The 26,386-nt window shown below is 59.5% G+C and carries 20 protein-coding genes, 1 tRNA gene and 3 pseudogenes; 11 read left to right on the forward strand and 13 right to left on the reverse strand.

Going from position 1 to position 26,386, the window contains the following annotated elements; all coding sequences use genetic code 11:
* Positions 1-47: 47 nt before the first annotated feature.
* Together HMPREF1261_RS02940 and HMPREF1261_RS02945 are read right to left on the reverse strand one after the other, a co-directional pair.
* Positions 48-899, reverse strand: coding sequence for a PrsW family intramembrane metalloprotease (locus HMPREF1261_RS02940; RefSeq protein WP_023029915.1), 852 nt, complete (start codon positions 897-899; stop codon positions 48-50).
* 2 nt (positions 900-901) lie between these two features.
* A complete protein-coding gene (locus HMPREF1261_RS02945) occupies positions 902-1,483 on the reverse strand; it encodes a hypothetical protein (RefSeq protein WP_023029916.1) in 582 nt (193 codons plus the stop codon).
* A gap of 42 nt (positions 1,484-1,525) precedes the next feature.
* Between HMPREF1261_RS02945 and HMPREF1261_RS02950 the strand changes: the two genes are divergently transcribed.
* The 3 genes from HMPREF1261_RS02950 (at position 1,526) to HMPREF1261_RS02960 (ending at position 5,898) form a co-directional block, all read left to right on the forward strand.
* The gene (locus tag HMPREF1261_RS02950; protein WP_023029917.1) at positions 1,526-3,460 is read left to right on the forward strand and encodes a M13 family metallopeptidase; all 1,935 of its coding nucleotides are present in this window, start codon (positions 1,526-1,528) and stop codon (positions 3,458-3,460) included.
* 57 nt (positions 3,461-3,517) lie between these two features.
* Positions 3,518-4,396, forward strand: a complete 879-nt coding sequence (locus HMPREF1261_RS02955) for an alpha/beta hydrolase (RefSeq protein ID WP_034657860.1) — start codon at positions 3,518-3,520, stop codon at positions 4,394-4,396.
* 65 nt (positions 4,397-4,461) lie between these two features.
* Entirely contained in the window at positions 4,462-5,898 is a 1,437-nt protein-coding gene (locus HMPREF1261_RS02960; protein ID WP_023029919.1) for a PepSY domain-containing protein, read from the forward strand.
* Here HMPREF1261_RS02960 and HMPREF1261_RS02965 read toward each other — a convergent pair.
* From HMPREF1261_RS02965 to HMPREF1261_RS02985, 5 genes are all read right to left on the reverse strand, one after another.
* Complete coding sequence (locus HMPREF1261_RS02965) at positions 5,837-9,298, reverse strand: arabinosyltransferase domain-containing protein (RefSeq protein WP_232207977.1); 3,462 nt, start codon at positions 9,296-9,298, stop codon at positions 5,837-5,839. The genes HMPREF1261_RS02960 and HMPREF1261_RS02965 overlap by 62 nt on opposite strands.
* A gap of 74 nt (positions 9,299-9,372) precedes the next feature.
* Positions 9,373-11,349, reverse strand: coding sequence for a galactan 5-O-arabinofuranosyltransferase (locus tag HMPREF1261_RS02970; RefSeq protein ID WP_023016512.1), 1,977 nt, complete (start codon positions 11,347-11,349; stop codon positions 9,373-9,375).
* A gap of 144 nt (positions 11,350-11,493) precedes the next feature.
* Positions 11,494-12,252: a decaprenylphospho-beta-D-erythro-pentofuranosid-2-ulose 2-reductase gene (locus HMPREF1261_RS02975; protein ID WP_023028107.1), complete on the reverse strand. Its 759-nt coding sequence runs from the start codon at positions 12,250-12,252 to the stop codon at positions 11,494-11,496.
* 45 nt (positions 12,253-12,297) lie between these two features.
* Complete coding sequence (locus tag HMPREF1261_RS02980; RefSeq protein WP_023029921.1) at positions 12,298-13,713, reverse strand: FAD-binding oxidoreductase; 1,416 nt, start codon at positions 13,711-13,713, stop codon at positions 12,298-12,300.
* Between the two features lie 127 nt (positions 13,714-13,840).
* On the reverse strand, positions 13,841-14,116 hold the full coding sequence (locus HMPREF1261_RS02985) for a hypothetical protein (protein ID WP_005280647.1): 276 nt from the start codon (positions 14,114-14,116) through the stop codon (positions 13,841-13,843).
* 34 nt (positions 14,117-14,150) lie between these two features.
* Between HMPREF1261_RS02985 and HMPREF1261_RS02990 the strand changes: the two genes are divergently transcribed.
* Genes HMPREF1261_RS02990 through HMPREF1261_RS03000 form a run of 3 tightly spaced genes read left to right on the forward strand, consistent with a single transcriptional unit; the run spans position 14,151 to position 15,985 of the window.
* Positions 14,151-14,615, forward strand: coding sequence for a hypothetical protein (locus HMPREF1261_RS02990; RefSeq protein ID WP_023028110.1), 465 nt, complete (start codon positions 14,151-14,153; stop codon positions 14,613-14,615).
* A gap of 9 nt (positions 14,616-14,624) precedes the next feature.
* On the forward strand, positions 14,625-15,533 hold the full coding sequence (locus HMPREF1261_RS02995) for a hypothetical protein (protein ID WP_084538501.1): 909 nt from the start codon (positions 14,625-14,627) through the stop codon (positions 15,531-15,533).
* 11 nt (positions 15,534-15,544) lie between these two features.
* Entirely contained in the window at positions 15,545-15,985 is a 441-nt protein-coding gene (locus HMPREF1261_RS03000) for a GtrA family protein (RefSeq protein WP_005280656.1), read from the forward strand.
* A gap of 24 nt (positions 15,986-16,009) precedes the next feature.
* On the opposite strand, the gene HMPREF1261_RS03005 is transcribed toward HMPREF1261_RS03000, so the two are convergent.
* Positions 16,010-16,927: a glycosyltransferase gene (locus tag HMPREF1261_RS03005; RefSeq protein WP_198012706.1), complete on the reverse strand. Its 918-nt coding sequence runs from the start codon at positions 16,925-16,927 to the stop codon at positions 16,010-16,012.
* Between the two features lie 62 nt (positions 16,928-16,989).
* On the opposite strand from HMPREF1261_RS03005, the gene HMPREF1261_RS03010 reads away from it, so the two are divergent.
* Positions 16,990-17,655, forward strand: a complete 666-nt coding sequence (locus HMPREF1261_RS03010) for a GNAT family N-acetyltransferase (RefSeq protein WP_034657863.1) — start codon at positions 16,990-16,992, stop codon at positions 17,653-17,655.
* 3 nt (positions 17,656-17,658) lie between these two features.
* Here HMPREF1261_RS03010 and HMPREF1261_RS03015 read toward each other — a convergent pair whose 3' ends face one another.
* The gene (locus tag HMPREF1261_RS03015; RefSeq protein ID WP_005276318.1) at positions 17,659-18,459 is read right to left on the reverse strand and encodes an ABC transporter ATP-binding protein; all 801 of its coding nucleotides are present in this window, start codon (positions 18,457-18,459) and stop codon (positions 17,659-17,661) included.
* 56 nt (positions 18,460-18,515) lie between these two features.
* Positions 18,516-19,367 carry an ABC transporter permease gene (locus tag HMPREF1261_RS03020; protein ID WP_042404151.1) on the reverse strand — a complete coding sequence of 284 codons (852 nt, stop codon included), beginning with the start codon at positions 19,365-19,367 and terminating at the stop codon, positions 18,516-18,518.
* Between the two features lie 214 nt (positions 19,368-19,581).
* On the opposite strand from HMPREF1261_RS03020, the gene HMPREF1261_RS03025 reads away from it, so the two are divergent.
* Entirely contained in the window at positions 19,582-20,835 is a 1,254-nt protein-coding gene (locus tag HMPREF1261_RS03025) for an aminotransferase class V-fold PLP-dependent enzyme (protein WP_005276322.1), read from the forward strand.
* Between the two features lie 28 nt (positions 20,836-20,863).
* Here the strand turns inward: HMPREF1261_RS03025 and HMPREF1261_RS03030 are convergent, their stop codons facing one another.
* On the reverse strand, positions 20,864-21,820 hold the full coding sequence (locus HMPREF1261_RS03030; protein ID WP_023029925.1) for an NAD(P)H-quinone oxidoreductase: 957 nt from the start codon (positions 21,818-21,820) through the stop codon (positions 20,864-20,866).
* 128 nt (positions 21,821-21,948) lie between these two features.
* Here HMPREF1261_RS03030 and HMPREF1261_RS03035 point away from each other — a divergent pair.
* Together HMPREF1261_RS03035 and HMPREF1261_RS12710 are read left to right on the forward strand one after the other, a co-directional pair.
* Positions 21,949-22,033: transfer RNA gene (locus HMPREF1261_RS03035), tRNA-Ser, on the forward strand.
* Between the two features lie 247 nt (positions 22,034-22,280).
* Positions 22,281-23,061: pseudogene (locus tag HMPREF1261_RS12710) on the forward strand (integrase core domain-containing protein).
* Here HMPREF1261_RS12710 and HMPREF1261_RS12960 read toward each other — a convergent pair.
* Both HMPREF1261_RS12960 and HMPREF1261_RS03045 read right to left on the reverse strand, forming a co-directional pair.
* A pseudogene (locus tag HMPREF1261_RS12960) lies at positions 23,039-23,270 on the reverse strand (hypothetical protein); the annotation flags it as partial. The pseudogenes HMPREF1261_RS12710 and HMPREF1261_RS12960 sit on opposite strands and share 23 nt — an antisense overlap.
* A gap of 47 nt (positions 23,271-23,317) precedes the next feature.
* Positions 23,318-24,532: pseudogene (locus HMPREF1261_RS03045) on the reverse strand (IS3 family transposase).
* A 497-nt stretch (positions 24,533-25,029) separates the two neighbouring features.
* On the opposite strand from HMPREF1261_RS03045, the gene HMPREF1261_RS03055 reads away from it, so the two are divergent.
* Positions 25,030-26,358 carry an LGFP repeat-containing protein gene (locus tag HMPREF1261_RS03055; protein ID WP_232207978.1) on the forward strand — a complete coding sequence of 443 codons (1,329 nt, stop codon included), beginning with the start codon at positions 25,030-25,032 and terminating at the stop codon, positions 26,356-26,358.
* Positions 26,359-26,386 lie beyond the last annotated feature (28 nt).

Genomic DNA, 26,386 nt, shown 5'->3' on the forward strand with positions numbered 1-26,386 from the left:
AATGCGGTTGTTTTGGACATTTTGGGAGAAACAAGCACGGCTTGGGGTTAGCGGGTGAAGGCTAGCGCCTCCTCTGCGGTGCTGTGGCTGTAGCTGTCATCGTTGTGTGCGTATTTATTGCCGCGCAGGATGAGCCAGACGCTCAGCGGGTACAAGATGATTGCCACGGAGAGGGCTTGGATGACGGCCGCGATATCGGAATCGTGCAGGTAATTCCAGCCAAAGTGCAGGAGGAAGGATACCGCGAGGCAGCCGAGTGCCACGCCGATGCGCCACCAGAGCGGCTTGGCCGCCGCGTAGAGGGCCCAGCCGATGCCCCAACCGGCCAGCGCCGTGAGCAAGACGTGCAGGCCAGGGCCGGCGATAAGGCGCAGGCCCCACATCTGTATGAGCCCGGCGAAATCGCTATCCGGGTGGGTGGTAGCGCCCATGGAGCCGTAGAGGATGTTTTCGTTGGCCTCAAAGCCAAGGCCCACGACGGCGCCGACCATCCACCCGTGCCAGGGACGGTTGAGTTGGCGGAAGGACATAAGGACGAATAAAACGCCTGCGGCCTTGGAAATCTCTTCGGGATAGGCGCCGCTCCAGGACATGAAGGAATCGACCCAGCCTGAATTGATGGCGAGCTGCATGACCGCCGGGGAGCTTATAGATGCCAAGCTAATGGCCATGCCGGAGCCCCATAAAAAGGCAAGCGGTGCCCATACGCGCGCCGGGCGCGCCCACATCGGGCTCAGGCGCAATAGCGCTATGACTACCGCGACTAGGATCGCCGCGATGAGGAAGCTGATAATGCCCATCAGCGGCGAGATAAACAGCGTAATGACTGACTGGGAGATAAATCCGATAAACCCCAGGCCGGAGAAAATCCACAGCGCGGTGCGAAAGAGCTTAGACATTTTTACACCAAGGCCTTTCCAGAAAACTCCTCGATATCAGCGGTGACTTCTTCTGGTAGTTCCTCTTGCCCAAAGGCTCTCCAGAGGCGTTGAGTGGTCGTGCGCGTTGCTGCGGAATCCCCGGTGACGGTGACCACCCAGTCCTTATTCTCGTCCGCGCCGGTGCCGTTGATGGAGATGGCGGCGGTGGAGGAGGGGGCATCGGCAAGCGCGAGGGCGCCATCTTTACCTTCGTAGACCTCGCCCTCGGGAAGGCCTGGGGCCATGCCATAGGCCCGGACCATGCGGCGCAGGGTGTGCTCATCGTCGTCGGTATCTTCCACGATGACCGCCTGCACGGTGACGTCACCGCAGGTCCAGCCAACGCTGGCCAGCGAGGCATAATCGCGCTCGCAGTACAGATCGGAGACAGTAATATCCCAGTCGTGGCTGGGATCAGACAGGGTTACCTGCTCCACATCGGCGTGGTGCGTCGGTAGCACCGCGTGGACGATAGCGGGCAAGGCAAGGACCACCGTCACGAAGGCGATGACGGCGATAAATAGGCTGCGCGGCCGGGCTGGTGGAAACCGGAATTTTTCCATAGTCCATACCTTAACTGGAAGGTTTGGCCTACAGTGGCAACCATGAAAGATCTTTATCAATTGGTCAATGGACCTTGGGTAGAAAATCACGTTGTCCCAGATGATCGCGGTGTGGATGGCACCTTCCACGCGCTGCGCGATGAAGCAGAAGAACTGGTTCATGACATCGTCAAAGATAACGATGGTCGCCCCGGCAAGCTCTATGCATCCTTCATGGATACTGAGGGAGTCAACAATGCTGGCATGGCCCCGCTGGATGCGGACCTTGACCGCCTGAGCGCCGCCGACCCCACGGAATTGGCGCACCGCTTGGGCGAGCTCGAGCGCGAGGGCGTGGGGGCGCCGGCGACGTTCTGGGTAGAAAAGGACTCCGGCTCGGAAGAAGCCGTGGCCTATATCGTGCAATCCGGGTTGGGCCTGCCGGATGAAGCCTACTACCGCGAAGAAGCGCACGCGGAAACCCTGGCCGCCTACGAAAAGCACGTGGCCGAGATGCTGGGCTTTATCGAGCCCACCCGCCTATTTGGCCTCGGCACCGAGGTTGCAGCCGAGCGCATCGTGGGCCTGGAAAAAGAGCTGGCGGCGGGCCACTGGGACGTGGTTTCTACCCGCGATGCGGTAAAGACCAATAACCCGTGCGAGTTTTCTGAGCTGCCCTCCATCACCCAAGCCTTGCTGGCCGGCGGGAAGCTGCCGGAGCACCGCGTGGTCAATATGATGCCGTCCTACCTGGAGCACTTGGAAAAGCTCTTTACCGCTGACCGCATGGCCGATTGGCAGCTGTGGGCCACCTGGCACATCCTGCGCTCCCGCGCCGCCCTCTTGCCGGAGGAAGTGGGCGCCAAGAACTTCGAGTTCTACGGCACCCGTCTTTCTGGCGCCACCCAGCAGCGCGACCGCTGGAAGCGCGCGGTGGGCTTGGCCGAGAGCCTGGTAGGAGAGGAAATTGGCAAGGAGTTCGTGGACGCGCACTTCCCAGAATCCTCCAAGCGCGAAATGGATGAGCTGGTGGACTACCTCATCGCCGCCTACCGCGAGCGCATTTCCCAGCTGGAGTGGATGACCCCGCAGACCCGCGAGCGCGCCCTAGAAAAGCTTTCGCAGTTCAAGGCCAAGATTGGTTTCCCCGATACCTGGCGCGACTACTCCGGGCTGGAGATTTCTGACCAGGGCGCGGATCTGATTGCGAATGCCCGCGCCGGGTCCGCCTTTTCCCACGACTATGAGCTGACAAAGATTGGCAAGCCCGCCAACCGCGATGAGTGGGTCACCACCCCGCAGACCGTCAATGCCTTCTATAACCCGGTGGTCAATGACATCACCTTCCCGGCCGCCATCCTGCGCCCGCCGTTCTATAACCCGGATGCGGATGCCGCTGAGAACTTCGGCGCCATTGGCTCTGTCATTGGGCACGAAATTGGCCACGGCTTTGATGACCAGGGCTCGCAATTCGATGGCCAGGGCAACCTGAACTCCTGGTGGTCTGATGAAGACCGCGCGGACTTTGAGGCGCTTACGGCAAAGCTGGTGGAGCAATTCGATGGCCAGGTCCCCACGGTGCTAAAGGATGCCGGTACCGAATCCGCCGGCGTCAACGGCAAGTTCACCTTGGGTGAAAACATTGGTGACCTGGGCGGATTGGGAATTTCCGTGGTGGCCTACAAGAATTACTGCGCCGATAAGGGCATTGACCTGCTGGGCCAAGCAGAAGAGTTTGTAGTCGATGGCGCCGAGCCGGAATTGGCCGAGCACACCTACAACGGCCTGCAGCGCTTCTTCTTGTCTTGGGCCCGCGTCTGGCGCACGGCCATCCGCCCGGAGATGGCGACCCAGTACCTGGCCATTGACCCGCACTCGCCCGCGGAGTTCCGCTGCAACCTCATCGCCGCGAATATCGCCGAGTTCTACGAGGCCTTCGACGTAGACAAAGACTCCCCGATGTACCTGGCCCCTGAGGACCGAGTCACCATCTGGTAAATTAGTTCTCCCCGAGCCCGCCTTGTGCGCGCCCTGAGCACGCGTAGGCTCGGGGATATGACTGATGCACACGATAAAGATCCGCACCGGCCGCTAGAGCCCGGCCAAGAATGGCGCATCGGCGGGCAAGACCGCCAGATGAGCGAGGAAGAACAGCTAGAGCAGCTGGTTTCTTATATCGACGCCCATTATGAGACGCCGGATTTCCGCCCGCCTTGGGCCGGCGGTGGCTCGCCGGAGGCGGACCAGTATTGCGCACTGCTGCCAGACCGCATCACCCACGCCGCCATGATGGTTCTGGGCACCGGAGTTAATCATGCGCTGCCCGGCACGGCGTTTACGGACGGCATTACCGTAGAATCCGCCGAGGTCGGCGCCATTTTTCGTCCCTCTGAGCCCACCGGCCGGTGGGCGGTATCGCTGCACTCCGGCGGCTGGTGGCGCGGCGATGGTAAGGCGCTGGAAATGCAGTGGCGCCCCGAGGTCGCTGCCGCCGCGCAGCTTTCCGGCACCACGATCATTGACGTGGATTATCCGCTCGCACCGGAGCATACGGTCAAAGACATGGTCGCGGCGGTCAACCGCGCCATTGATTACGCCCGCGAGCAGGGCGCTTCCCACGTCACCACGTGGGGATATTCTTCCGGCGGCGCGTTGGCAGCACTCGCGCCTGCCGATGCCCTCTTGCTCACCTTCCCCGACTTAGGCGCCCTGGCCAACCTGCCGGAGGACTACCGCGTGGGCTATGAACTGCCCAAACAATTCCCTGAGACCTTCGTGCAGACCGCGACCGAGGACGAGGTAGCCGATCGCGTCCACATCCCGCAGGCGCACGAGCGCGATTACGTCTCCACCCACCGCGTGTCCACCCCGGCCGTGGCGCGCCAACGGGTGCAGGATGCAGCCGAATTTTTGCGCGGTGAGCTGGCGCAATAGATTAAGGCTCCATTATTTCAGCGATAATCGGGAACTTATGCCAATAAGGCTGCGACTAGTGAGCCATGAAGACTACAACTCATGGTGCGCTATCGCGCCTGCATAAGTTTGCCGGCGTGATCGTCGCGCCGTTCCTCATTGTTGCCGCGCTCAGCGGCTTCTTCTACGCGCTCGCGCCCACCCTTGAGCAGTGGGTGTACCACGATGAAATCACCGCCACCGCGCAGGGCAGCCCACGCAGCTTGGACGATCAGATCGCCGCGGCGCAGCGCCAACACCCCGGCGCTGCGGTGGCCGCGGTGGAGGCGTCTGAAGATCCAGAAGAGACCACCCGCGTGCTGTTCACGGATCCAGATGCTAAGAGCCCTAGCTACACCCATGCGGTATTCGTTGATCCAGTAGACCTGCGCATTACCGGCGAAGAACAACAATACGGCGGCTCGCGGGCGCTGCCACTGCGCACGTGGCTATCCAACGGCCACCGCACCCTGTGGCTGGGCGAGCCCGGCCGCATCTATGCGGAGCTCGCTGCGTCCTGGCTCGGCGCGCTGACGATCGCCGGTGTCTATCTGTGGCTCAAGCGCAGGAAGAAAACCCAGAAGAAAAACAATAAGGCGCTGCGGATACACGCCCGCTTGGGCAGCTGGTTGCTGCCCGGTTTCCTATTCCTCACCATCACCGGCTTGACCTGGTCGATGGTTGCCGGCAGCAATATTGGCAAGGTGCGCGAGGAGCTCAACTGGAAGGAACCGTCCGTGGCAACTTCTGTGGCAGAAGCCGGTGCCGGCACAGGGGCAGGCGAGGGTTCCGGCGCGCATGCTGGCCACGAGGGCCACGCAGGTCACGAGGGCCACGCTGGGCATAGCAGTGGTGAGGTCACGGACAACGACGTGCTCGAGGGCGCGCAGACGGCCTTGTCCACCGCTCGCAGTGAGGGGCTTACCGGGGTGCTGCGGATGACCCCGCCGGAGCAGGTCGGCGATGCCTGGACGGTGCGCGAGGGGCGCGCGGCATACAAGCTGCGTAGCGATGCCGTCGCGGTAACCGCAGATGGCCGTGTCATCGACCGCATCAATTCGGCGGATTGGCCGCTGGCCGCCCGGCTTACCTCCTGGCTTATCCAATTGCACATGGGCACCCTCTTCGGCATCTACAGCCAGGTGGCCTTGGCCGCGCTGGCGTTGGGCCTTCTCGTCATCAGCATCGCCGGGCTGTGGATGTGGTGGAATAAGCCGCGCCGCCGCCTCCCCGAGCTAAAAATAACCCCCGCCGTGGTGGCAGGGGTTGTGATCTACTCGATCATTGCGCCGCTATTTGGAGCATCGCTGCCCCTCTTCTTCGCCGGCGACTGGCTGGTACGTCGGCTGCGGCCCCAGTCCCGATCCCGGTCCCGGTCCGGCTCTCAGTCCGGACCGGGCCGCAGCAACGGGGACAGTGGGCCTACTGCTCGTCCTCGGGGCGAATCTTCATCTCGGATTCCTTCCACAGTCCAGAACGGGTAACGTCCTCGTAATCAATCTCCGCGTCGGCCGGGGTATTGCCCTGCGAATCGGTACGCAATTCGTACTTTTCAATGGCACCCCAGTCGCGCGCCCAATCGTTGTTGAGGTAGCTCGGGATTTCGTAGGAGTAGTTCACCGCTTCCGCGGTGGACATGGCGCCACCACCGGCGAAGGATTGGAACTCCGTGAGCGAGGTCTGCGCCGAGGCATCCGGCAGGATGCGGTACTCCGGAATCTCGGTCACGCCGGCGTAGTGGTCAAAGGTGCGCTGGCAGGGGAACTGCAGGGCCACCGCCCAGTCCAGCAAGGCTGGGGTTTCCTTGGGGAATTGGTTATTGATGGTGTCCAACTCCGGCACGCGCGGTGGGGTAAAGGCAATCCAGTCATCCTCGTCGGTGGAGTCATCCTTGGCCACGAGGCGAACCACGTTGGCATCGTCAGGCAGCTTATCCATCGGGATGCGCAGGTTGCGCCACTTGGGGGTTGCACCGACGGCGGACATCTCCTCTTCGCCCTTATTGCTGACGTTGCCATCCTCATCGATGGTGCCGTACTCCAAGGTGAGCTCCATGCCGTCTTGTTCCACGCCGTTGACGTCATGGTGGTAGATATTGCCGGCCGCAGAAACCGCGAGCACTGGGGTCTTCTCGGTTGCCTCCGGCAGGTTATACCACTGGGTGGTTACCTGCGAGGTGGCCTCTTGGTCCTCTGAGTACGAGCCCAAGACCGGCACGGTGGTGTAGTCCAAGTTGAAGGGCAAGTGCATGGTGGAGCCATTGACGCCTTCGGTGCCGCGCACGCCACCCTCAGAGGTATTAGTGGTCTCTCGGGCGTGCTCATCCTTTTTGCGCTTGGTCTCCTGCGAATCAGAGGAACCAGAAGAATCGGAGTCATCGCCGCCCAATTCGGTATCCGAGCCCGAGGTCGCGTCCTGCGAGGCAGAATCGGAGTCTCCCGAGCTGCCGCCGATGGCACCAACGGAAGCCGAATTCTGGTCTTCTGGCTCGATCGACTCAGGGATATTATTCGGGCCGAAGCCAGCATGGGTCTCGTCCTCATTGATGAGCGAATCGCCCAAGCTACCGCTGACCGGAGTGAGGAAGGAGTCATTGGTATTGGTCTCCACCAAGGTCTCGTTGGCCAGCGAGCAGGTATCGCCGCGCAGGGACGCGAGGTTGCCCTTGCCCACGGAGTAGGAATCCGCCTGGGCGATGGTGGACTTGGCAAAAGAGGCCATGGAAAAAGCCACCACAATGGCGCAGGCTAGCGCGATGGGCGCGGACATGATGCCGGCCGAGCGCGATACCTTGGCCGCGGCGTCGTCCTTGAACTGTTCCACAGTGCCGTCTTCTTGCGCCTGCAGCTTGCGGTGATCGTGGCGCAGGGATTGCACCACGCCAACCGCGAGGACGACTAAAGAGATGGCCAGCAGGATCTTATTGGCCTCAACACCCTTGAACTGCACCGTGCGGTCCCACCACGGGATGCCGAAGGAGGAGACATACCACCATGCGTTCCAGCCCGCGAACGTTAGCGCGAGCAAGAAGATGACCGCCGCGATGCTGAAGGTGCGGGCGCGCGGCGAGTGCAGCGCAAACCGGGAGAGGACCACGGCGGCGAGCGCGGCAATGACACCGGCTACTCCGGCATAGATGCCAAAGTGATGCGTCCACTTGGTTGGAGTGAACATGAGGAAGAACATGGACAGCGCCACGATGATGAGCAGGCGCTGGGTAGGGCCAACGGCGATGCCGCTGATCCGGCGATCCTTAATGACCGCCGCCGCAATAAGTGCCAGGCAAAACAGCATGGTAAATACGGCGAAACGGCGGGTCAGCGAGCCGTCCACGGATTCTTGGAAGAGCGTGGAGTAGCGGGCGTATTCCGAATACCACGGCAGCGACGGGCCGACCTCAGAGCGGACGCGGGTGGATTCCATGACATTGGCCAAGGTTTGATCCCCGAATGCTGCGACCATGATGGCGGTGCCAGACGCCAAGAATGGTGCGATGAGGGCAAGCCATCCGGTGGAGCCGCCGCCCATGGCGGGAACGCGCTCGCTCATTGCGCGGAAAAGGTGGGGCACGCTCACGAGGAAGACGCCGACTGCAAATAGGCCGGTTGGTCCAGCGGCCAGCGTCAGGGTAGCGGCGATGGTACCCACCGCGGCGGGCAAGAGGCGGCGCGTGGCGATGGATCGCTCAAACGACGCCCAGGTCAGCATGACGCCGAAGGCCACGATCGGCTCCGGGCGAATGCCATTGTTATACGGCAGCCAGAAGGCTAGGAACATCAGCGCGGCCGTCCAGTGGCTAACGCGGCGCTTGTCGATGACCTCCCCAAACCGCGGCAGCATTTCGCGCGAGAGGATAAACCAGGTGATAAGACCTGCAATCAAGCCCGGCAGGCGCACGAACACGGACGCGGTGGAGATTTGGGACAGCAGCGCGACGAGGTCGTAATACGGCGCACCGAAAGGCGCCTCGGGCACGCCGTACCAGCGGTAATAGTTGGCCATGTAGGTGGCGTTATCGAAGACGCGGCTCATGGAGAAGATGAAGCCATCGTCTGAAGTATTGGCGCCAAAGATGTACCAGAATCCCAAGATGGCGGCGACCACGCCATCAAGCGGGCGCACCTTCTTCCACGATTCCGGCATGAACTTCAAGCGGCGGCCATCAAGCCGGTCGATGCGCCAGAGGCAGTAGAGGGACACAATGACCATGGCGCCGCCCAGCCACATGGCGATGGTCTTAACCGGCGACGGCGAAGAGGTAAACCGCGAGTTGATATCGACGTGGACATTGAGGCCATCATCAACCAAACGCTGCACGTCGGCCTTATCGTCCAATTCGGTATAGACGCCGGTTACCTGTGGGCGCAGATCGTCGTCGGTGGTCTTTTTATGCTTGCCCACGCTGACGGTGGTGCCGTCGCCGGTGGCGGAGATCTTGAGCTTGGCGGCATCGTCAAGCTGCGCTACCTCCTTGGCGTTGAGGGTAAGCAGCACCTCATCGAGCGAGACGACGGATAAGCCGTCATCGTTGGCGCGGACGAAGAGCCCGCGGTTCGAGGCCTTCTTTGACTCCGGCGGCACGGTGCCATAGACCATGTTCTGGCCATCGCGCAGCTCATTGACCGCGGACATGGGGATGGTGGCCTCTAGCGACTCGGGAGCCACGGAGATAAGCGGTGCGTTGATGGATTGCACCGAATCATGCTGCGGCCAATCATAAGACGACTGGGTCTGATCCACCGGCAGCAGCGGGGTGGCTACAAAACACAAGAAGCCAATCAATCCGGCAATGATCGCCGTCCACCGCAGCCCCTTTGGGGCGGTGGAAAAGCTCAAGCCGGAAGATCTCGCTTTATTCGAATTCACAGTTAGGCTATCTGACACGGCGATTAGTGTACGTCAGATAAGCCGTACTTCTTGGGTCCACGCCCGATAACACGGGCGAAGTGTGGGTGAACTTACTGGGTTCGTACCGCTGTTACGAAAGGACCGGTTTGTTTGAGCTCCCAGCCCTTGTCAAAAACCTCGGCGTTGAAAAAGACCGCGCGGAAGCGAATATTGGGCTGGTTGGGATAAATATCCTCGGCCAAGTGCAGCTTGTAACCGTCGTCTTTATTGTCTAGATCGCCGCGGAAAATCATGACATCTGGCCCGCGCCATGGGGTGGAATCCAGCGACTCCTTGAATTCCTCGGGGCTTTGCTCCCAGGAATCATTAGCCCAGGTTTCAATCTGGTCATTGCGGGTCGTAAACTCGCCCAGCGGATTGGCATAGTGGCTGGTAAAAGCGTTAAAGCCCCAGTACGGGTAGTAGGCCATGAACGTCTTTTCATCCGTGAGGACCACGGTTTCATTGGCGGTATAGCCCTGGTCCTGGATGAAGTTGTGGATATCGAGGTAGTGGTGGGAGGAATCGCTGGTAAAGCGGTCCCCACGCTCACCGTAGCCATCGGTATCGCGGTAGGCGTAGTCGATGGCATCCTCATTTTCCTCTGGGATCTGCTGGGCGTAGAACACACCCGCCAGCGTTAAAATGACGCCGAAGACGGCGGTCAGGCGCTTATTACCCGCGCTGGAGAAGCTGGCGGGGTACAGGCGGTGGATGCCAACGGTGCGCACCTCCCCTAGGGCGAGGATGCCGGCGGTGGCAAAGAGCAGCACCACGATGACCTCGAGGCGGAAGCTCAGCAGCGTGGTGCCGGCCAGGGTCACCACCATGGATAAGATGATCCACCCGTAGATGCCGATGAGGGCAAGGCCGAGCGCGCGCATCTCCGCGTTCTGCAGGCGCATGACGATGTAGACCAGGCCGACCAAGCAGAGGAATCCGACGATGCTCAAGGACAAGAAGGGCACCGGAAGCTGTGTGCCTTCTTCCGGCAGGTAGTGCTGCGCGGTGGTTTGCAGCGGGGCAGAGGAGTGCAGCACGCTCCAGAGATAGGGGGCCCATGCAATCAGCGCGATGGCGATAGAGATAACCGCGATGATGATAAGCCGGATAATGGGGCGCCACGTGCGCTCATAGAATGCGGTAAATACCGCAATGAGGCTCACGACGGTAAGCGCGGCCGCGCCAGTAAATAGCGTGTAGAACGTGGCGGAAATACCCAGGTACAGCGCCACCGCAAGGATGGACAAGCGTGATCCCTGGAAAGCCCTAGTGCTCAAGACCGCAATGGCAGGAATACCCATGGCGATAACGGCAGAGTACGGCTCTTCCGCCGCGATGGTGAGCGTGACGGCGGTGGTGGTCAGCGCGATGGCGGTTCCCACGGGCAGGGACTTAGTGAGGTGCTGCCAGATGGGAACGAGGATGCAGCCTGCTACCGCAATGGAAATCAGCGACCAGGGCTGGTAGACCTCCCAGCCTGGGACGCCGAGCAACGAGCCGAGGCGCCCTCCCAGCCAGAACCAGCCCAGCGGGTAGAAGGTGGGCATGTCCAGGTAGTTCATGTCCGCATAGCCCATTTGATCCACCGAGCGGGTAAGAAACTGGGTGCGGAATGCTTGGTCCACCTGCACGCCATCGAGCCACAAGCGCGAAGCAGAAAGCGGCAGGCCGATAGACGCGAGGGTGAGAAGGGCCGGCGATAGGTAGGTCACCGCGTACGTCACCCACGTGCGCCACCGCGGCCTGGAGAAAGTCTCCTTGTAGTGGTCATAAATCCACCACGCGCTAAATCCACCGGCTAGAACCAAGGTGATGACGACGCCGACGGTAGATAGCGCGCGGGTGACCATGGAGGTATTAAAGGACGGCAGGGATACCGCCTTGAAGGCATACCAACCAAGGAGGGTGACGATGCCGCCACCGAGGGCGGCGAAAAGGATACCCAGCAGGGTAGAGCGGTGGGGGAGTGCATCTGCGTGATACGCGGTGGTGCGATTCTTCTCGCTCGCTGGAGCTTTTTGGGAAGGCGTAGCTGGGCTTGTCATGCCCTTTAGTTTCGCATACCTTAATCCCACTTCTGGGATAAGGCGCGGTGTGAGCTGGCTTATTAACTAGCAAAGTGCGCAGGGCCGCGGGCCTTTTAGGGGCCCTGCGTACCCTGCGCGCTGCGAGGCACGCCGGAACCGCGGTTAGAACGGCAGCTTGCGGAAGATAGGCTGCGGGATGAACTTGAATGCCAACGAGACGTACTTGAACAGCGGGTGGACGTAGATGGATTGCTTGCCATCCAGTACTGCCTGCACGGTGGCCTTGGCCACGTCAGAGACGTTGACGGTCAGCGGGGCATCGCCGGCCTCGGCCGACATCTTGGTGCGAACCTGACCCGGGCGGACGACGAGCACGTTGGCGCCGGTACCGCGCAGCGCTTCATCCAAGTTGATGTAGAAGCCATCCACGCCGGCCTTGGAGGCACCGTAGACAAAGTTGGAGCGGCGCACGCGCATGCCGGCCACCGAGGACATCGCCACGATGGTGCCGTGGCCCTGGTGCTTGAACTTTTCGGCCAACAGCACGCCGACGGAGACGGGCGCGGTGTAGTTGGTCTGGGCGGAAGCTACGGCCTTGTCGTGGTTTTGCCACAGCTCTTCCTGATCCCCCAGGGTGCCAAAGGCCACGATGGCGATATCGACATCGCCGCGCTCCCAGGCCTTATCGATGACCGCCGGGTGCGATTCAAAGTCGGTGGCATCAAAGTCTACGATCTCTACATCCGCGCCGCGGGCCTCCAGGTCAGCCTGCGCCTTTTCGATGCGCGGGGACTGGGCGCGGGCAGCCAGGGTGACCTTGGCGGGGCCGCGCTCAAGGAATTCGGCAACGACGCCGAGGCCGATTTCAGAGGTACCGCCCAAAAGCAGGATGTGCTGGGCTTGGCCTACTGCATTAAGCATGGTTTAAAAAATCTCCTTCATGAGGGGTGGTGATGAGTCCAGTGATTAGTGCAGCTCGAGGCGGCGGGACATATCGGAGGCAAAGACCCCGGTGGGGTCAATGTCATTGCGGGTCTTGAGCCAGCCTTCTAGGCCCGGGTACATCTGGTGGAAGTTCTCGGCGGAGGTGCGCGATTCCTTTGCCAAGTACAGGCGGCCGCCAAATTCCATGACGCGGCGATCCAGGTCATCGAGAAGCTCGCCCAAGCCCGGGCGGATGGGGAAGTCCACGCAGACGTTCCAGCCCGGCATCGGGTACGACAGCGGCGCGCGGTTTCCTTCGCCGAAGAGCTTGAATACGTTCAGCGCGGAGTAGTGGCCGGAGCGCTGGATATCGCGGATGATCTCCTTGAACGGCTCCACGGCCTCCGTGGGAACGACGAACTGGTACTGCAAAAAGCCCTTGGAACCGTAGCCGCGGTTCCACTCACCAATGAGATCGAGCGGCTGGTAGAACTGCGTCAAGTTCTTGACCTGGTTCTTCGCCGGCGCGCCCATGGTGTAGTAGGCCAAGCCCACAGCGGACAGGCTGAGCTTATTCAGCGTCCAAGACGGGAAGATATCCGGCACGGTCATCAGCTGCGGCGCGTTGAACTTCAGCGGATCCTTCGCCAGCTTGGGGGCCAATTCCTCGAGCTGCGCCAAGGTGGCCAGCGAGCCGCGGGAAATGGTGGAGCGGCCTAGCTTCGGCTCTGGGGAGATGACATCGAACCAGGCGGAGGAATAGGTGTAGTTGTGCTCCGAACCATCCGAGTGGAAGGCAATGGTTTCTTCCAGGTTATCGGTGCGATCCGTATCCGCGATGAAGTAGGCGGTCTCCGTCTTGGTCATGCGGATGGTAGCGCGCAGGATGATGCCGGTAAGGCCCATGCCGCCGATGGTGGCCCAGAAGAGCTCACCGCTGGGGTCATCGTCGCTGCCCTCTGGGGTGAGGTGGAGTACGCGGCCATCAGCAACCAGCAGCTCGATGGAAACTACGTGGTTGCCAAAGGAACCGGCGGAGTGGTGGTTCTTGCCGTGGATATCGGGGCCGATGGCGCCGCCGATGGTGACCTGGCGGGTGCCCGGCAGGACCGGAACCCACAGGCCATAGGGCAGCGCGGCCTTCATGAGCTGGTCGAGGGTGACGCCACCATCGACATCGACAAGCGCGGTCTCCGGGTCAATGGAGTGGATCTTGTTCAGCTTTTGCATGTCGATGACCAGGCCGCCGCCATTTTGGGCGGGGTCACCATAGGAGCGTCCCATGCCGCGGGCGATGACGCCGCGGCGCAGGTGGGCGGGCTTGTCCGAGTTATCTTCCGCAACCTGTGCCACTGCGTTCTTGATGACGTCCACGTCTTCCGTGGACAGCACATGGGCGGTCGTGGGGGCGGTGCGGCCCCAGCCGTGCAGGGACTTTTCGGTGGTATGTAGTTCCATCTCTTACTCTTTGCTCGACGGATTGTATCGATGTACCAGCCTACCTAGCTCATAGTGCGGTGGCTGGAGTGACGTTCGTGATATTTAAAACATCGTGGGGCACACAGGCGGCCCCGAATGGTGTGTTTCAGAGATCCATGATCTCGCGGATTTCTTCCGGCAGGCCTGCTTGGGACTCAATGGTGGGCCCTTCGTAGGCGCCCAAAATCTCGTACACGCGGCGCCGCGAAGTGGAATCCAAAATCGGCATTTCCTCTGCCATCAGGCGCGTCATAAAGGGGCTAAGCGGCAGATTGGTGTGCTCTGTTGCTTCAAAATGCCCGTTGCGCTTATCGTCCTCGGCACGCTCATCTTGAGCGGCTTGCTGGGCCGGCGTCATATGCTCTGTCTTTTCCGAGTACATGCGCAATAGCTTACCGCCGCTTAGAGTGGTCGCTATGACAAACAACCACGAAGTAGCAGAAAAATCCCGCGATAATTATGCCCTCGATGACACCTTGGCAGGCCGAATCACCCAAGCGGCCGCACAGGGCATCGTCACCTCCTACCCAGATTGGATCAAATCCAAAAAAGGCCTTATCACCGCTTACGTTTTGTCCACGATTGGTTTTGGCGCATTGGTGGCCTATACCAACGCCCAGGCCGAAGAGGACGGCGATGAACCGCGCTCCCCGCAGGAATTTGCGGATAAGGGCCTAAAGCTCTGGGCCATTTTGGCCGCGGTGCTCATCTTGGTGGGCCTTGCTTTGTGGGCCGATGTAGCCGTGTCCCGCAAGGTGGTGTCTTTCCTGCGCAAGCGCGGCGTTAAGCGCCCGTGGACGCTGTTGGGAGCAATCGGAGCGGCCGCGACGTTTATTATCAGCGAGCTAGAAGCGCGCGATATAGAAAAACTGGCTTCTTAAAATTTGCGTATGGTGGGGCCCATGAATGCAGGGGTCACCGATATTGGACAGGCACGGGCTCGCCGTGCTGACCCGCTGCTGTCATTAAAGCGGGAACCGCTCACCGTTATTTGCCAAGCCTCCAATATCCGCGCGGATGAGGAGGTGCACCGCCAAATCGGCTTTAGCGATGCACTTACCCTGCACGAGCTGCAGAAAGTACTGCATATCTGCTTTGGGCTGCCGGATGAAAAGTCCCCGTGGCATTTTTATGAACACACCGATGCCCGCGGTCCGCGCCTTGATCCAGAGCGTCAAGCTTCCGAATTCCTCTGGCGTGAGGGAGACCAGATCGATTTTGTGTGGGGGCTCTGGGACTTTGAGCTGGTGGTCGCGGAAATCTATCCCCGTGATAACGGCACCCCCAGCGCGCTGTGCGTGGGCGGCTCGGGCAGCCTCTTCGCGCCCTTTGAACTTACCGCGGTGAACCGGGAATTAACCGGTGAAAAGGTAACCGATGAAGTCCTGGCACAGGTTAAACCCCAGGTAAGGGCGCTCATCGAGCGCACCAAGCTTTATGACTTTGTTCCGCTCTTACAGGCCATGGACTTAAACCGCGGAAGCGACCTGCCCGCGGCCACTGCTGAGGCACTGGCTAGCCTGCCGCGCGAGGTTACCAACGAGGGAAAGGATGCCTTTTGGTCCATGGCCTTGGCGCTATCCTGCATGGGCGGTGATGAGCTCACCGATTCCGTGGTGGAAACCACCATGGATGCCTTGGGCTGGGTCAACGATGATGGCAACACTTTAAAGGGCGCGGAGATTCGCGCGCTGTGCGATGCCTCCTTGCACCAGCTATCCCAGATTGGTGCCTACGGCAAGGACGCCGCAGCGCCGGTGTACCGCCTAGACATGTACCGCGCGCTGCTGCGCGGGTAAGCTAACTGCCTGTGACTAATCCACTTGAAGATGCTGCAGAAGTAAAGCGCCCCTCCAGCTCTTTGAAGCAGCAGCTGGTGCGATTTATTGCGGTAGGCGTCTTTGCCGCCGTCATTGACTATGGGTTGACGCTGTTATTGACCCATCTAGGTCTGCACCGCTCTGGGGCGAAGGCGATTGGTTGGGTCTTTGGCACCATCGCTGCCTACCTGGCCAATGCGCGCTGGACCTTTGGAACGAAGGTGTCCGGCCGCACGGCCGCGACGGTGGGCGTGTTATACGTATCCACCTTTGCCGTGCAGAACTTCTTGTACTGGGTGCTCAATGAGCCGCTGATTTCCTTAGGCTTTGAGGGCGCGGTGAAAGACACCATAGCCTTTGTCATTGCCCAGGGCGTGGCGACGGTGACCAACTTTGCCATCCAGCGGGTCTTTATCTTTAAGGAAAAATAGGCCCGCGGCGCGCCTTAGGAGCGGTTACCGGGGGCGGCGGAAATCCTCGCGGCGCCCGCGGTTGTGCAGCTTAAGCCACTCCAGGAAGCCTGCCGGATCGTGGCGTTGGACCAAGAAGAACCATCCAAAGCGGGCAAATTCCTGAGGCAAAAGCTTGCGCATGCCGCGCTGCCACAGCAGGTAGCCGCGGTTGCGGTAGGTGAAATAGCGCTTTAACTCGCCTTCTGGGTACTGGGTATGCATCTTGCCGCCCAGGATGGGCTTGAATTCATCCGAGCCATCTGGGTGCAGGTAGCTGGTGGTCAAGGCGGTGCCGAAGGACAGCCCGGAGTTGACCAAGCGGCGGTGGTATTCCACCTCATCGCCGCGGATGAAGAGGCGATAATCCGGCACGCCGATGGTTTGCATCGCCGCGGCGGAAATCAGGGCGCCGTTAAACAGAGAGGCGATGCCGGGCAGGAAGTCTCCCTCGAGTTCCTCCATGCGGCGGCGCCACACCAACCCTTGGCGCAACGGGAAGGCCAGGCGGCCGGGATCGTCGATATTGCACACGGCAGGTGAGACTTCGTGCAGGTTATTATTTCCTGCCACGCGGTAGAGCTCTTCTAATACGCCGTAATCGGCGGGGCGGCCATCATCATCGGCGCACCACACGGCGTCGGCACCGAGCGATAGCGCGGTAAGAAAACCGAGGGCGAAACCGCCCGCACCGCCCAGGTTGGTCTTGGACGGCACATAGACCGCTCGATCACCTGCCAGGGATTCCACCGCGTCACGGACCGCATCTTCGGCGCCATTATCCACCACGATGACCCACTCGACGGGGTGGGTTTGGTTGACTACCTTTTCGAGCGAGGCGCGCAGCAAGTCCGCGCGCTGGTGAGTGACAATGACGGCAGCGGTGGTACCGGTGGAATCAAGGGTGGCAGTCATGCGTTCCATCTTGCCACCGGGGAATGGATCTGCCGCGGATAAACACTCCGCGTGGGCTAAGCTGACTTTCTATGGAAAGCATGTGGCCACCGTTCGGGCTGACGATTCGCGCGGGCGATACAACCCACCCTGGCGTGGAACTGCGCGTGATGCGCGATGAGGATATTGCGGCAATTGCCGGTGTGGCGGCAGAGGATATCTACGGCGCAAACATTCCGAATTACGCCTTTCCGTGGCTCTTTAATCCCGGGATGAATGCCCCTGCAGCGGCGGCCCAGTTCCGGTGGACCAATCGGGCGCAGCTGCGCCCAGAGAAATGGTCCTTGGACTTCATCGTGCGTGATGCGCACTCAGGAGAAATCCGGGGCACCATCGATGCGCGGGCGGAGGACTTCGCTACGACGCGAGAAATCGCGACCGGTTCCTGGGTCTTTCACCGGTTCCAAGGCCAAGGCGTGGGCACGCTCACCCGGCACGCGGTGGTGGCCTTTGGCCTTGATTACCTAGGCGCGCAGGCGATGAGCACGAGCTGGGTGGCGCACAATGAGGCCTCGGCGCGGGTGAGCCAGAAGCTGGGCTACCAGGTGGTTTCTGAAGGAGAAGAGAAGGCGGGGCCGCAGAATAGTTCGCAGCGGCACGTGACGGCGCGCGTGGCGGCCCCCAATTATAAACGCCCGGATGACCTGCACGTGGAGGTCTCCGGGCTGAGCCAGCAGCTGCTAGGGATGCTGCGCTAGCTTCTACCCGGCTGCCTCTTCGCCCTCAAAGCGCTGGCGCAGATCGCGGACATATTCGCCTACTTCTGGGCCCTCGTACTGGCCCACAACTTCAGATACCTCGCCCACGGAGCGGATTTCGCCGTGATCGATCCACAGCGCGGTATTGCACAGCTGCGCCAAAAAGTCATTGGAGTGAGAGGCAAAGACCAAGATGCCGGAGCGCTTAACCAGCTCTTGCAGGCGCACGCGGGCCTTGGCCATAAAGGCGGCGTCGACGGCACCGATGCCCTCATCCAGCAGCAGGATTTCCGGCTCGATGGAGGTCACCACGCCAAGTGCCAGGCGCACGCGCATACCGGTGGAGTAGGTGCGCAGGGGCATCGACAAGTAATCGCCCAGCTCGGAGAACTCCGCGATCTCATCCATCTTTTTCTTCATCTGCTTGATGGACTGGCCCAAAAACAGCCCGCGGATGATGATGTTGTCGTAGCCGGATACCTCTGGGTCCATGCCCACGCCCAAGTCAAAGACGGGGGCGACGCGCCCGCGGACATCGGCAGTACCGCGCGTGGGCTCGTAGATGCCGGAGAGCAGGCGCAGCAGCGTGGACTTGCCGGCGCCATTGTGGCCAACGAGCCCGACGCGATCGCCTTCGCGCAGGTGCAGGTTAATATCCCGCAGCGCCTCAACCACCACGGTGTTGTGGGCATTTTTCCCAATGGCACCGCCCGCGGTAGAAAGCATGGCCTTTTTTAGGGAGCGGGACTTGGCATCAAAGATGGGAAAGTCCACGCACGCGTTATACGTATCGATTGAGACCATTAGTTTTTATCCTTTCAACGAGCCTCATGGTGGGGATGGGAGTAAAGGAAGGGAGGCTATACCCAGTAGCTCACGCGGAAGCGCCACTTGCGCATGACTAGCCCGGCGATGAACAGGCCGATGGCTGTGCAGCCGATGACGATCCACCAGTGGTAGGCAGCAACGGGTTCCCCAATCATTGGGGCGCGCACGATTTCCAGGTAGTGATACAGCGGGTTGATTTCCGCGATGCGGGCGCGGTCTGCCACCGCACCGCCTTGGTCCTTGAGCGTATTGGTCATCCAGACAATCGGGGTGACGTAGAACAATAGCTGCGTCAGGGCCTCTAGCAGCGGGGCAACGTCGCGGAAGCGCGTGGCGATGATGCCGAAAAACATGGTGACCCACACGCCGTTAATGAGCAGGAGCAGCAGCCCGGGGATAAAGAGGAAGAATTCCCAGCCCAGGTTGCGCGGGAAGATCATAATAAGCAAGAGCCAGATGATGAGGTTATGGCCCAAAAACAGGGTTTGGCGCCATACCAGGCGGTACACGTGCACCGAAAGCGGGGCGGGAAGCTGCTTAATCAATCCCTCATTTTCAATAAAGACTGTGGCGCCTTCCTTGATGCAGCCCGAGATAAAGGTCCACATAATAAGGCCCACGGTGACGTGGGGCAGGAATTCCGCGACGGGAATCTGGAAAAGCATGGAATACAGCAGGCCCAAGGCAAGCGCCATCACACCGGTGGCGATGGTGATCCAGAACGGGCCAAGGACAGAGCGGCGGTAGCGCTGCTTGATATCTTGCAGGCCCAGCTTGAACCACAGCTCACGCTGCTGTGCACCCCGCGTAAGGTCCGCGAAAGCAGCCTTGAGGGTCATGGACTGGGACGCTGGAACGGCCTCGCCTTCTGGCTGGGAGGTCATGCGGGCGATATCAGCGCGCAGTTGATTGTTATCTTGCACGCCCAACACCCTAGCGCGCGTGCTGGGCAAACGGGGAACTACACGCCGCTAGCCTGCGAAAACAGCGATGCCCAGGGAAAATTCAGATTTGGGAAACTGAAGCCAAATGCGTATACAGTAGGGAATCGACCGCCACGTGGTGGCAGTTGTTCAGTGCGATGAAGAAGGGGACCTAATGCCAGCAGCTTCGGCACACTATGACGTCTTTAGTGCGCGAGGTTTGTACACCGGGCTATCTGATGGCTGGACGTACCTCAACGCGCACGCGGTGCCCCAAATTTCGGAGCGCGTGACCTCCGGTGTTGCCCGGTCCTTCCGGATGGCGACGGCGGTAGCGACGCAAGAGGGCCCAGGCGGCGCCCACTCGGCCGCGCCAGAGCCGGGTCGGTTGGCAGGCGATGGCAACTACGCGGCAGCGCGCATGGCCATTGCGGATCTCACCGGTTCCAAGGCGGACCGCGTAGTCCTTGGCCCATCCTTGCCCGTGCTGTATCAATCCTTAGCGCGCGCGGCACGCCCGCTATTGGGCAGCAATTCCTCGGTGGTGCTGTCCAAGCTGGATCCGCCCACGCTGTATTCGGCTTTTTCTGAGGTGCGCGCCGATATCCGCTGGGCGCAGCCGGATCTGGGCACCGGCGAATTGCCGGGGTTCCAGTTCGCGGAGCTTGTCGATGGCTCCACCAGGCTCGTCTCCTTTTCCGCCGCGCATGAGCTTCTGGGCACGGTATCCCCGGCCGAGGAGATCATTGACACGGTGCGGGGGCGCTCGCGTGCCTGGACGCTTCTCGATGTCTCCGCAATCGCGCCCTACCGCCCCATCCGCTTCGATGAGCTGGGCGCGGATATCGTGGGCATCGACATCGGCCTGCTTGGCGGGCCCCAAATGGCCGCCTTAGTCTTCCGCGATACGCGCATGCTCCGCCGCCTGGATGCCCTAAATCCCATCTATTCCAAGGAAGACGGCCGCAAGCTAGAAACTCCCGTCTCCTCCGGCTTGGCCGGCGGCGTGGGGCCGCTGGTGGACCACCTCGCGGCCCTGGCCGGCGGGGATAAGGGATCGCGCCGGGTGCGGCTTAATAAGTCCATGACCGCCCTGAGCGCCTACCTCGAGGACTTGCGCGCGGATCTGTACTCATTTTTGAGCACGCTTCCCGCCGTGCACATCCTGGGTATTACCGGCGAGGCGGCGGCGGGTGCGTCCGATAATCGCTTGCCGCGCCTTACCTTTGCGGTCCAGGGCGTGCCCGCGGAGACGGTGTACAAGCGCCTCTTTGATAATGGGCTCGTCACCACCCTGGCCCCGCAAACGCCGCTGCTTACGGAAATGGGCGTGGAAGAGATCGGCGGTGCCGTCACCGTGGCATTAGGCCCGTTTAATACCCACTACGATATCGAGCATCTCGTTCGCGTCGTTGCCTCGCTCGCCTAGGTTCGCTTGAGTAAGGCGTGCCGGGAAGCTACACCGTAAGCACCAGCGTGCCGGTGACCTCGCCGCTGTCGAGGGCGGTGTGGGCTTGGGCGGCATCGGCAAGCGGGTACGTGCCATGCAGCGCGTGCTTGACGCGGCCATCTTCCAGCATAGGCCAGACGTTTTCGATGGTGCCGGCGACGATCTCCGCCTTATCATCCAAGTCACGCGCGCGCAGCGTCGTGCCCTGAATGGTCAGACGCTTCGGCAGCATGGGGGCCAAGTTGATATCCGCCTTGGTGCCGCCCTGCATCCCAATGATGATGAGCTTGCCGTCCTTGGCCAGGCACTTCATGTTCTTTTCCAGGTACTTTGCGCCGATGATATCCAGGATGACATCGCAGCTGCCCTTGAGCTCGTCGACGAAATCCTGTTCCTTGTAGTTGATGAGAATATCCGCGCCAAGCTCTCGGCAGCGCTCCAGCTTTTCCTGCGATCCGGCGGTAACAGCCACCTCAGCGCCCAGCGCCTTTGCTACCTGGATGGCAAAGGTGCCGATGCCACCGCCACCGCCGTGGATGAGCACGCGCTGGCCCTCGTGCAGGCCCGCCTCGATGCCCAGGTTGGACCACACGGTGCAGCCGACCTCAACCACGGCCGCGGTTTCTTCCAGGCTAAATCCCTTGGGCAGCGGAAGTAGCTGGCCCTGCGGTACCGCGACGTATTCGGCATAGCCGCCGCCTGCAAGCAAGCAGCCCACCTCGGTGCCGGCTTTCCAGTCCGTATCGCCGGCATCCTCAATCACGCCGGCGGCCTCCAAGCCGATGATGTCCGATGCCCCTGGCGGCGGCGGGTACGCGCCCATCGTCTGCAGAATATCGCCGCGGTTGACGCCCGCGGCCTTCACCTTCACCAGTACCTCGCCGGAACGCAGCTCGGGAACGTCTACGTCCTGCAGCTCTAGCGACCGTGGGGTATCAGGATCGGTCTGGACGATTGCCTTCATCTGTGTAGCACTCATACCGCCAATCTAATGGAGAAGGTGTGGTGTGCGCCACGTCCATTTCCTCGTGGGGCAATGTGATTCGCGCGGACCGGTTTAGTAAGCTAACCAAGTTGCCTTTTCGGCACGATGGAGACGTGGCAGAGCGGCCGAATGCACCGGTCTTGAAAACCGGCGAGGTTTATTCCTCCGCGGGTTCAAATCCCGCCGTCTCCGCAGGTGTCATGAGTCGCGACATGCTTGACAGGTCAGTCGCGACATCGTTGACAAACCGTCATCTCAGTTGTTTTTGTTCTGGGGTGCCGGTTTTTCCTGTTTTGGGTCCAGGGGTGGGTCTCCTTTTTTCCAGTAGGGCGGACCTGACCCCCTTTTGGTGGACACCTGATATCCAGCCCAGTCGGGTTGGGGAGAAAGGTAATCTACCACCATGTCCAGGTACTGAGAACAGTTCAAGCGCGATGCCGTGGCCCTCTATGAGAACAATGAGGACCTCTCGCTGAACGCAGCATCAGCCCAGCTCGGTATCAACCGTGCCTCGCTGCATGCTTGGGTCACCAAGTACGGCACCGGCAAACGTGCCCGCATAAAAGCCATGCAGGATAAAGCCCAAACGGCGAATGAATCGTGAGACGGATCCGCCAGCTCGAAAAAGAGGTCTCTAAGCTACGCGAAGAACGTGACATCCTGCGCAAGGCCGCTAAATATTTTGCTTAAAGCAACTCACTGGAGTTCTGCTTCCAGTTTGTCTATGACCACCGAACCGAATACTCGGCTTATGCGGATGTGCCATGTGTTAAAGCTGAATCGTTCCTCGTTTTATAAATGGGTCCAAACCCGTAAAAAGCGCAGGTTAAAGATGTATTCTGATGCCGTTATCGGTGCGAGAATCACAACCATCTTTGATGATGAGCTTGGTCTTTATGGGGCTATATTCCATTCCGATCACGGCAGTGTGTACACCTCACAGGCCTTTAGGAGCTATTGCTCGTTGTTGGGTGTGCGCCAGTCTATGGGAGTGGTAGGAACGAGTGCTGATAGAAGCCCTAGCAGAATCGTTTAACGCCACGCTCAAGCGGGAAGTCTTGCGCGATAGGAAAGTTTTTGACAGTCCGATCTCCTGCCGCCGGGAAGTCTTCCGGTGGTGCATGCGCTACAACACGCGCCGGCGGCACTCGTGGTGCAATCTTGTAGCGCCGGATGTCTTTGAAGCCGAGACTTCAGCTACACTGACCAAAGCAGCATAGCTAACCCCCGACGTGTCCACTTTCCGGGGGTCAGGCCCGGCTTTTGGTAGTCGCGGGCTGTGTCGATGTAGTGCTCGGTGATGATTTCTTCGGTCGCAGCTAGTGATGTGGTTGTCGGCGATGACCATGAGGATTTTTTGTTTCTTGAATGCGCGACCGATGCCTAGGTGGAAGAGTTTGCCGGCGTAGCGGACGGTGACTTTGCCGTTGTGGGGTTGCCCGCAAATCGTGGACACGTAGTTAAGCTGCTTAGGGGTTAAGCAGCGGCCTTCTTATTACCATTTTGATCAGCGAGCTGGGCTTCGAAATCGACGGGGCTTACCATCCCGATGGACGAGTGGCGACGGCGCCGGTTGTAGACAATCTCAATCCAGCGAGCCACCGCCTTCCGGGCTTCGTTGCGGGTTCGCCATTTCTTCCGATCGTAAAATTCGGTCTTCAATGTCGACCAGAACGACTCGGCCATCGCATTGTCAAAGCAGACACCAGTACGGCCGACCGATTGTGCAATCCCTAGTTCTTGACAGACCTGCCACAGCTGTTCGCTGGTGAACTGGGTACCACGATCGGCGTGGAAGACCACGCCGTCGGGTACTTCACCACGCAGGGTGTAAGCCATGCGCAGTGCACGTTCAACTAGGTAAGAATCCTGCACACTATCCATGGACCAGCCGAGGACTCGGCGGGAGTGTCCATCGCGGATAACGCATAGGTACAGCCAGCCCTCATTCGTGCGTAGATAGGTAATATCCGACATCCACACTCGATTAAGCTGCCCTTGATCAAATAGGCGTTTCACTAGGTCTGGAAGCGTGGACTTCCGCTTGGATTGAATCGTCGTTACGGGAACAAACGCCCTGGGTGAGATGCCTTCAATACCCATCATCCGCATGCGTTTGGCCACGGTTTTGCGATTGACATAGACCCCATCCTCGGCGAGTTCTGCAGTAATCCGTGGGGCACCGTAGACTTCGTCAGAATCTTGCCAGATGTCATGAATTTTTCTGTCTAACTGGTCGAGGAATCTCTGACGCTGATTTTCACCGCGAAGCCGTACTGCTTGAGCCTTTTGCCATTTATAGTAGCCAGAACGAGAAACCTCTAATAACCTGCTCATTCGTTTGATGCTGTAGTTCGCCTTGCTCTGGCTGCATTAGCTCAAATTTTTCCGATCGCGTTGCTTCGCAGCGAAGAAGGCGGTGGCTTTTGACAAGAACTCATTATCCATCTTGGCCTCAGCTAACTCACGACGCAGGCGAGCGTTTTCGGCTCGTATATCGGCATCACTGCGGCCATCTACCGAGCCTTGGCGTTCCCGCTCAAGTTTGACCCACCTGCCTAAAATTGTGGCTGATACGCTAATTTCCTTAGCCACATGAGCGATTGGGCGCCCAGACTCAATGACCAGTCTGGCGGCCTCCTGCCGGTACTCCGGGGTGTACTTCTTCCTTGACGAACTCACAATGAACATCCTCTCCTACGGACACAAGATCCGCACTAATCGGGTGTCCACTAAACGAGGGTAACCTCAGTTGTCCCAGACGATGTCTCTTCTAGTGCGCCATTCTTGTGTGGGATTGTTGAGGCTGGCTTTTGCCTAGGCCCACCCCACGAAATTAATACCCCCATACATGACCTCCGCTGCTTATTACCAGATTACAGAGACAACTACAAGGCATAACACCGGGACCCCACCTTGCCCAAATGGGGCGGAAGCTCTCAGTTTCTTACACTGTCCAGGCTGTATGTGCAGGATGAATGTTTAGATCAGGGTTTAGTATACCCCCATATAGGTTGGTTCGAGTGTCGTTCGAGGGTGCGAAAATCGAGAATGTACATGTGCTACCTGGCGTTTTGGTGAATTATTTAGGCTTTAAGAAAGTCCCTAAATATTTAACTATGGACTACCCGTATACGTAAGGCTACCCTAACCTTAGCTGCCAATTATCTGGAGTTTAGCTGTTGTAAGTGTGGTGGAATGAAAGGGCTACGGATGAAATTCGCCAAGAAGTTGACTGCAACTATTGCGGTATGCGCAAGTGTTACTTTTGCTGGTGCTGGTATTTCAAGTGCGAAGGTTTTCACGGCCATTGGATTGGGGGTCGTATTGAAGAGGCGTATCACCGGCTTGGTGGGTGGCAGACTTTTGGTGACGCTACAACTGATGAGCGTGTAGCTAAAAATAATGGTCGGTTCCAAGTGTTCGCTAAGGATGCCTCCATTTATTGGCATGCTGGTGTAGATAATGGAATTGCTCACCAGGTAGGTGGGCGTATTCGCAACAAGTGGGGAGATCTTGGCTGGGAAGGCGCGGCCTTGGGGTATCCCATTACTGATGAGTTGAAGACCCCTGATGGTAAGGGGCGGTTTAACCATTTTCAGGGCGGGTCTATCTACTGGTCGCCAGAGACTGATGCTCATCAAGTGTGGGGAGGAATTCGTGATAAATGGGCTCAGCAAGGATGGGAGACCGGTGAGCTAGGGTACCCAACCACCGATGAGTTGCTCACCCCGGAAAAGACTGGGCGCTACAACCATTTTCAGGGCGGATCTATCTACTGGTCACCAGCTAGCGGAGGTCACAGTATTTCTGGGCCCATTCGGGATTTTTGGGGAAGTCAGGGATGGGAGCGTAGCTCTTTGAAGTTTCCCACATCGGAAAAATATGCTGCGGGCGGAGGCATAAAGCAGGATTTCCAGGGCGGATCTATTCAGTATTTTGAACCTACTGGCAAGGCTTTGGCTTCCTTCGATAAAAAGAAAATCTCTAGCTACCGTCAGGTTTACCCTCTCTTTTCCAAGTCGGAACTTAATCGGTGGCATGCAACGGGTGTCTATCGAGAGGTTATCCAAAACATGGATAAGTACTTTCCTCTCTCGGGGTGTCCTGACGAAATTACCGAGGGCTCCGTATGCACTTTTACAGGTATGGGCGGAGTTAAAAACAAAGTAACCGTGGATCGGATTTCTGATGACGGTTTCTCCTTGGTCACTACCGATGATCATCCAGAAGGCGATGGCCGAGTTCTTAATGTTCGCTTCGACGAGGTTACGGAGCCTCCTGTGGATGAAGGCGATCTCATTTTTGACAATGAGGAGACAAAGGCGTCCTATACCGACTCGGATAAAACGTGGGTACGGCTCATTATTGAATCTTTTGGTCCAACTCAAACCTCTAAAGTTCAGGGCCCTTTCAGCTCCGATCATATTGGTTCGCAGATCTGGGGAACGTTCGCCGGAACTTTGCGATCGACCATTGACACTTCGAAAACCACCTATATCCCCCTGTCTAAGTAGGCAGGGACTACTTAAATTTAAGGAAAAA

The organism is Corynebacterium sp. KPL1818 (genome assembly GCF_000478135.1).
GTDB classification, from domain to species: Bacteria; Actinomycetota; Actinomycetes; order Mycobacteriales; family Mycobacteriaceae; genus Corynebacterium; species Corynebacterium accolens.

What these genes read in the sequence shown, in the direction of transcription:
- HMPREF1261_RS02990 (WP_023028110.1), top strand. Translation starts at nt 14,151, where the DNA reads ATGACAAACAACCACGAAGTAGCAGAAAAATCCCGCGATAATTATGCC.
- HMPREF1261_RS03010 (WP_034657863.1), top strand. Translation starts at nt 16,990, where the DNA reads ATGGAAAGCATGTGGCCACCGTTCGGGCTGACGATTCGCGCGGGCGAT.
- HMPREF1261_RS02945 (WP_023029916.1), bottom strand. Translation starts at nt 1,483, where the DNA reads ATGGAAAAATTCCGGTTTCCACCAGCCCGGCCGCGCAGCCTATTTATC.
- HMPREF1261_RS02985 (WP_005280647.1), bottom strand. Translation starts at nt 14,116, where the DNA reads ATGTACTCGGAAAAGACAGAGCATATGACGCCGGCCCAGCAAGCCGCT.
- HMPREF1261_RS02960 (WP_023029919.1), top strand. Translation starts at nt 4,462, where the DNA reads ATGAAGACTACAACTCATGGTGCGCTATCGCGCCTGCATAAGTTTGCC.
- HMPREF1261_RS02995 (WP_084538501.1), top strand. Translation starts at nt 14,625, where the DNA reads ATGGTGGGGCCCATGAATGCAGGGGTCACCGATATTGGACAGGCACGG.
- HMPREF1261_RS03025 (WP_005276322.1), top strand. Translation starts at nt 19,582, where the DNA reads ATGCCAGCAGCTTCGGCACACTATGACGTCTTTAGTGCGCGAGGTTTG.
- HMPREF1261_RS02975 (WP_023028107.1), bottom strand. Translation starts at nt 12,252, where the DNA reads ATGCTTAATGCAGTAGGCCAAGCCCAGCACATCCTGCTTTTGGGCGGT.
- HMPREF1261_RS03015 (WP_005276318.1), bottom strand. Translation starts at nt 18,459, where the DNA reads ATGGTCTCAATCGATACGTATAACGCGTGCGTGGACTTTCCCATCTTT.
- HMPREF1261_RS03005 (WP_198012706.1), bottom strand. Translation starts at nt 16,927, where the DNA reads ATGGAACGCATGACTGCCACCCTTGATTCCACCGGTACCACCGCTGCC.
- HMPREF1261_RS03030 (WP_023029925.1), bottom strand. Translation starts at nt 21,820, where the DNA reads ATGAAGGCAATCGTCCAGACCGATCCTGATACCCCACGGTCGCTAGAG.
- HMPREF1261_RS02940 (WP_023029915.1), bottom strand. Translation starts at nt 899, where the DNA reads ATGTCTAAGCTCTTTCGCACCGCGCTGTGGATTTTCTCCGGCCTGGGG.
- HMPREF1261_RS03020 (WP_042404151.1), bottom strand. Translation starts at nt 19,367, where the DNA reads ATGACCTCCCAGCCAGAAGGCGAGGCCGTTCCAGCGTCCCAGTCCATG.
- HMPREF1261_RS02955 (WP_034657860.1), top strand. Translation starts at nt 3,518, where the DNA reads ATGACTGATGCACACGATAAAGATCCGCACCGGCCGCTAGAGCCCGGC.
- HMPREF1261_RS02970 (WP_023016512.1), bottom strand. Translation starts at nt 11,349, where the DNA reads ATGACAAGCCCAGCTACGCCTTCCCAAAAAGCTCCAGCGAGCGAGAAG.
- HMPREF1261_RS02980 (WP_023029921.1), bottom strand. Translation starts at nt 13,713, where the DNA reads ATGGAACTACATACCACCGAAAAGTCCCTGCACGGCTGGGGCCGCACC.
- HMPREF1261_RS02950 (WP_023029917.1), top strand. Translation starts at nt 1,526, where the DNA reads ATGAAAGATCTTTATCAATTGGTCAATGGACCTTGGGTAGAAAATCAC.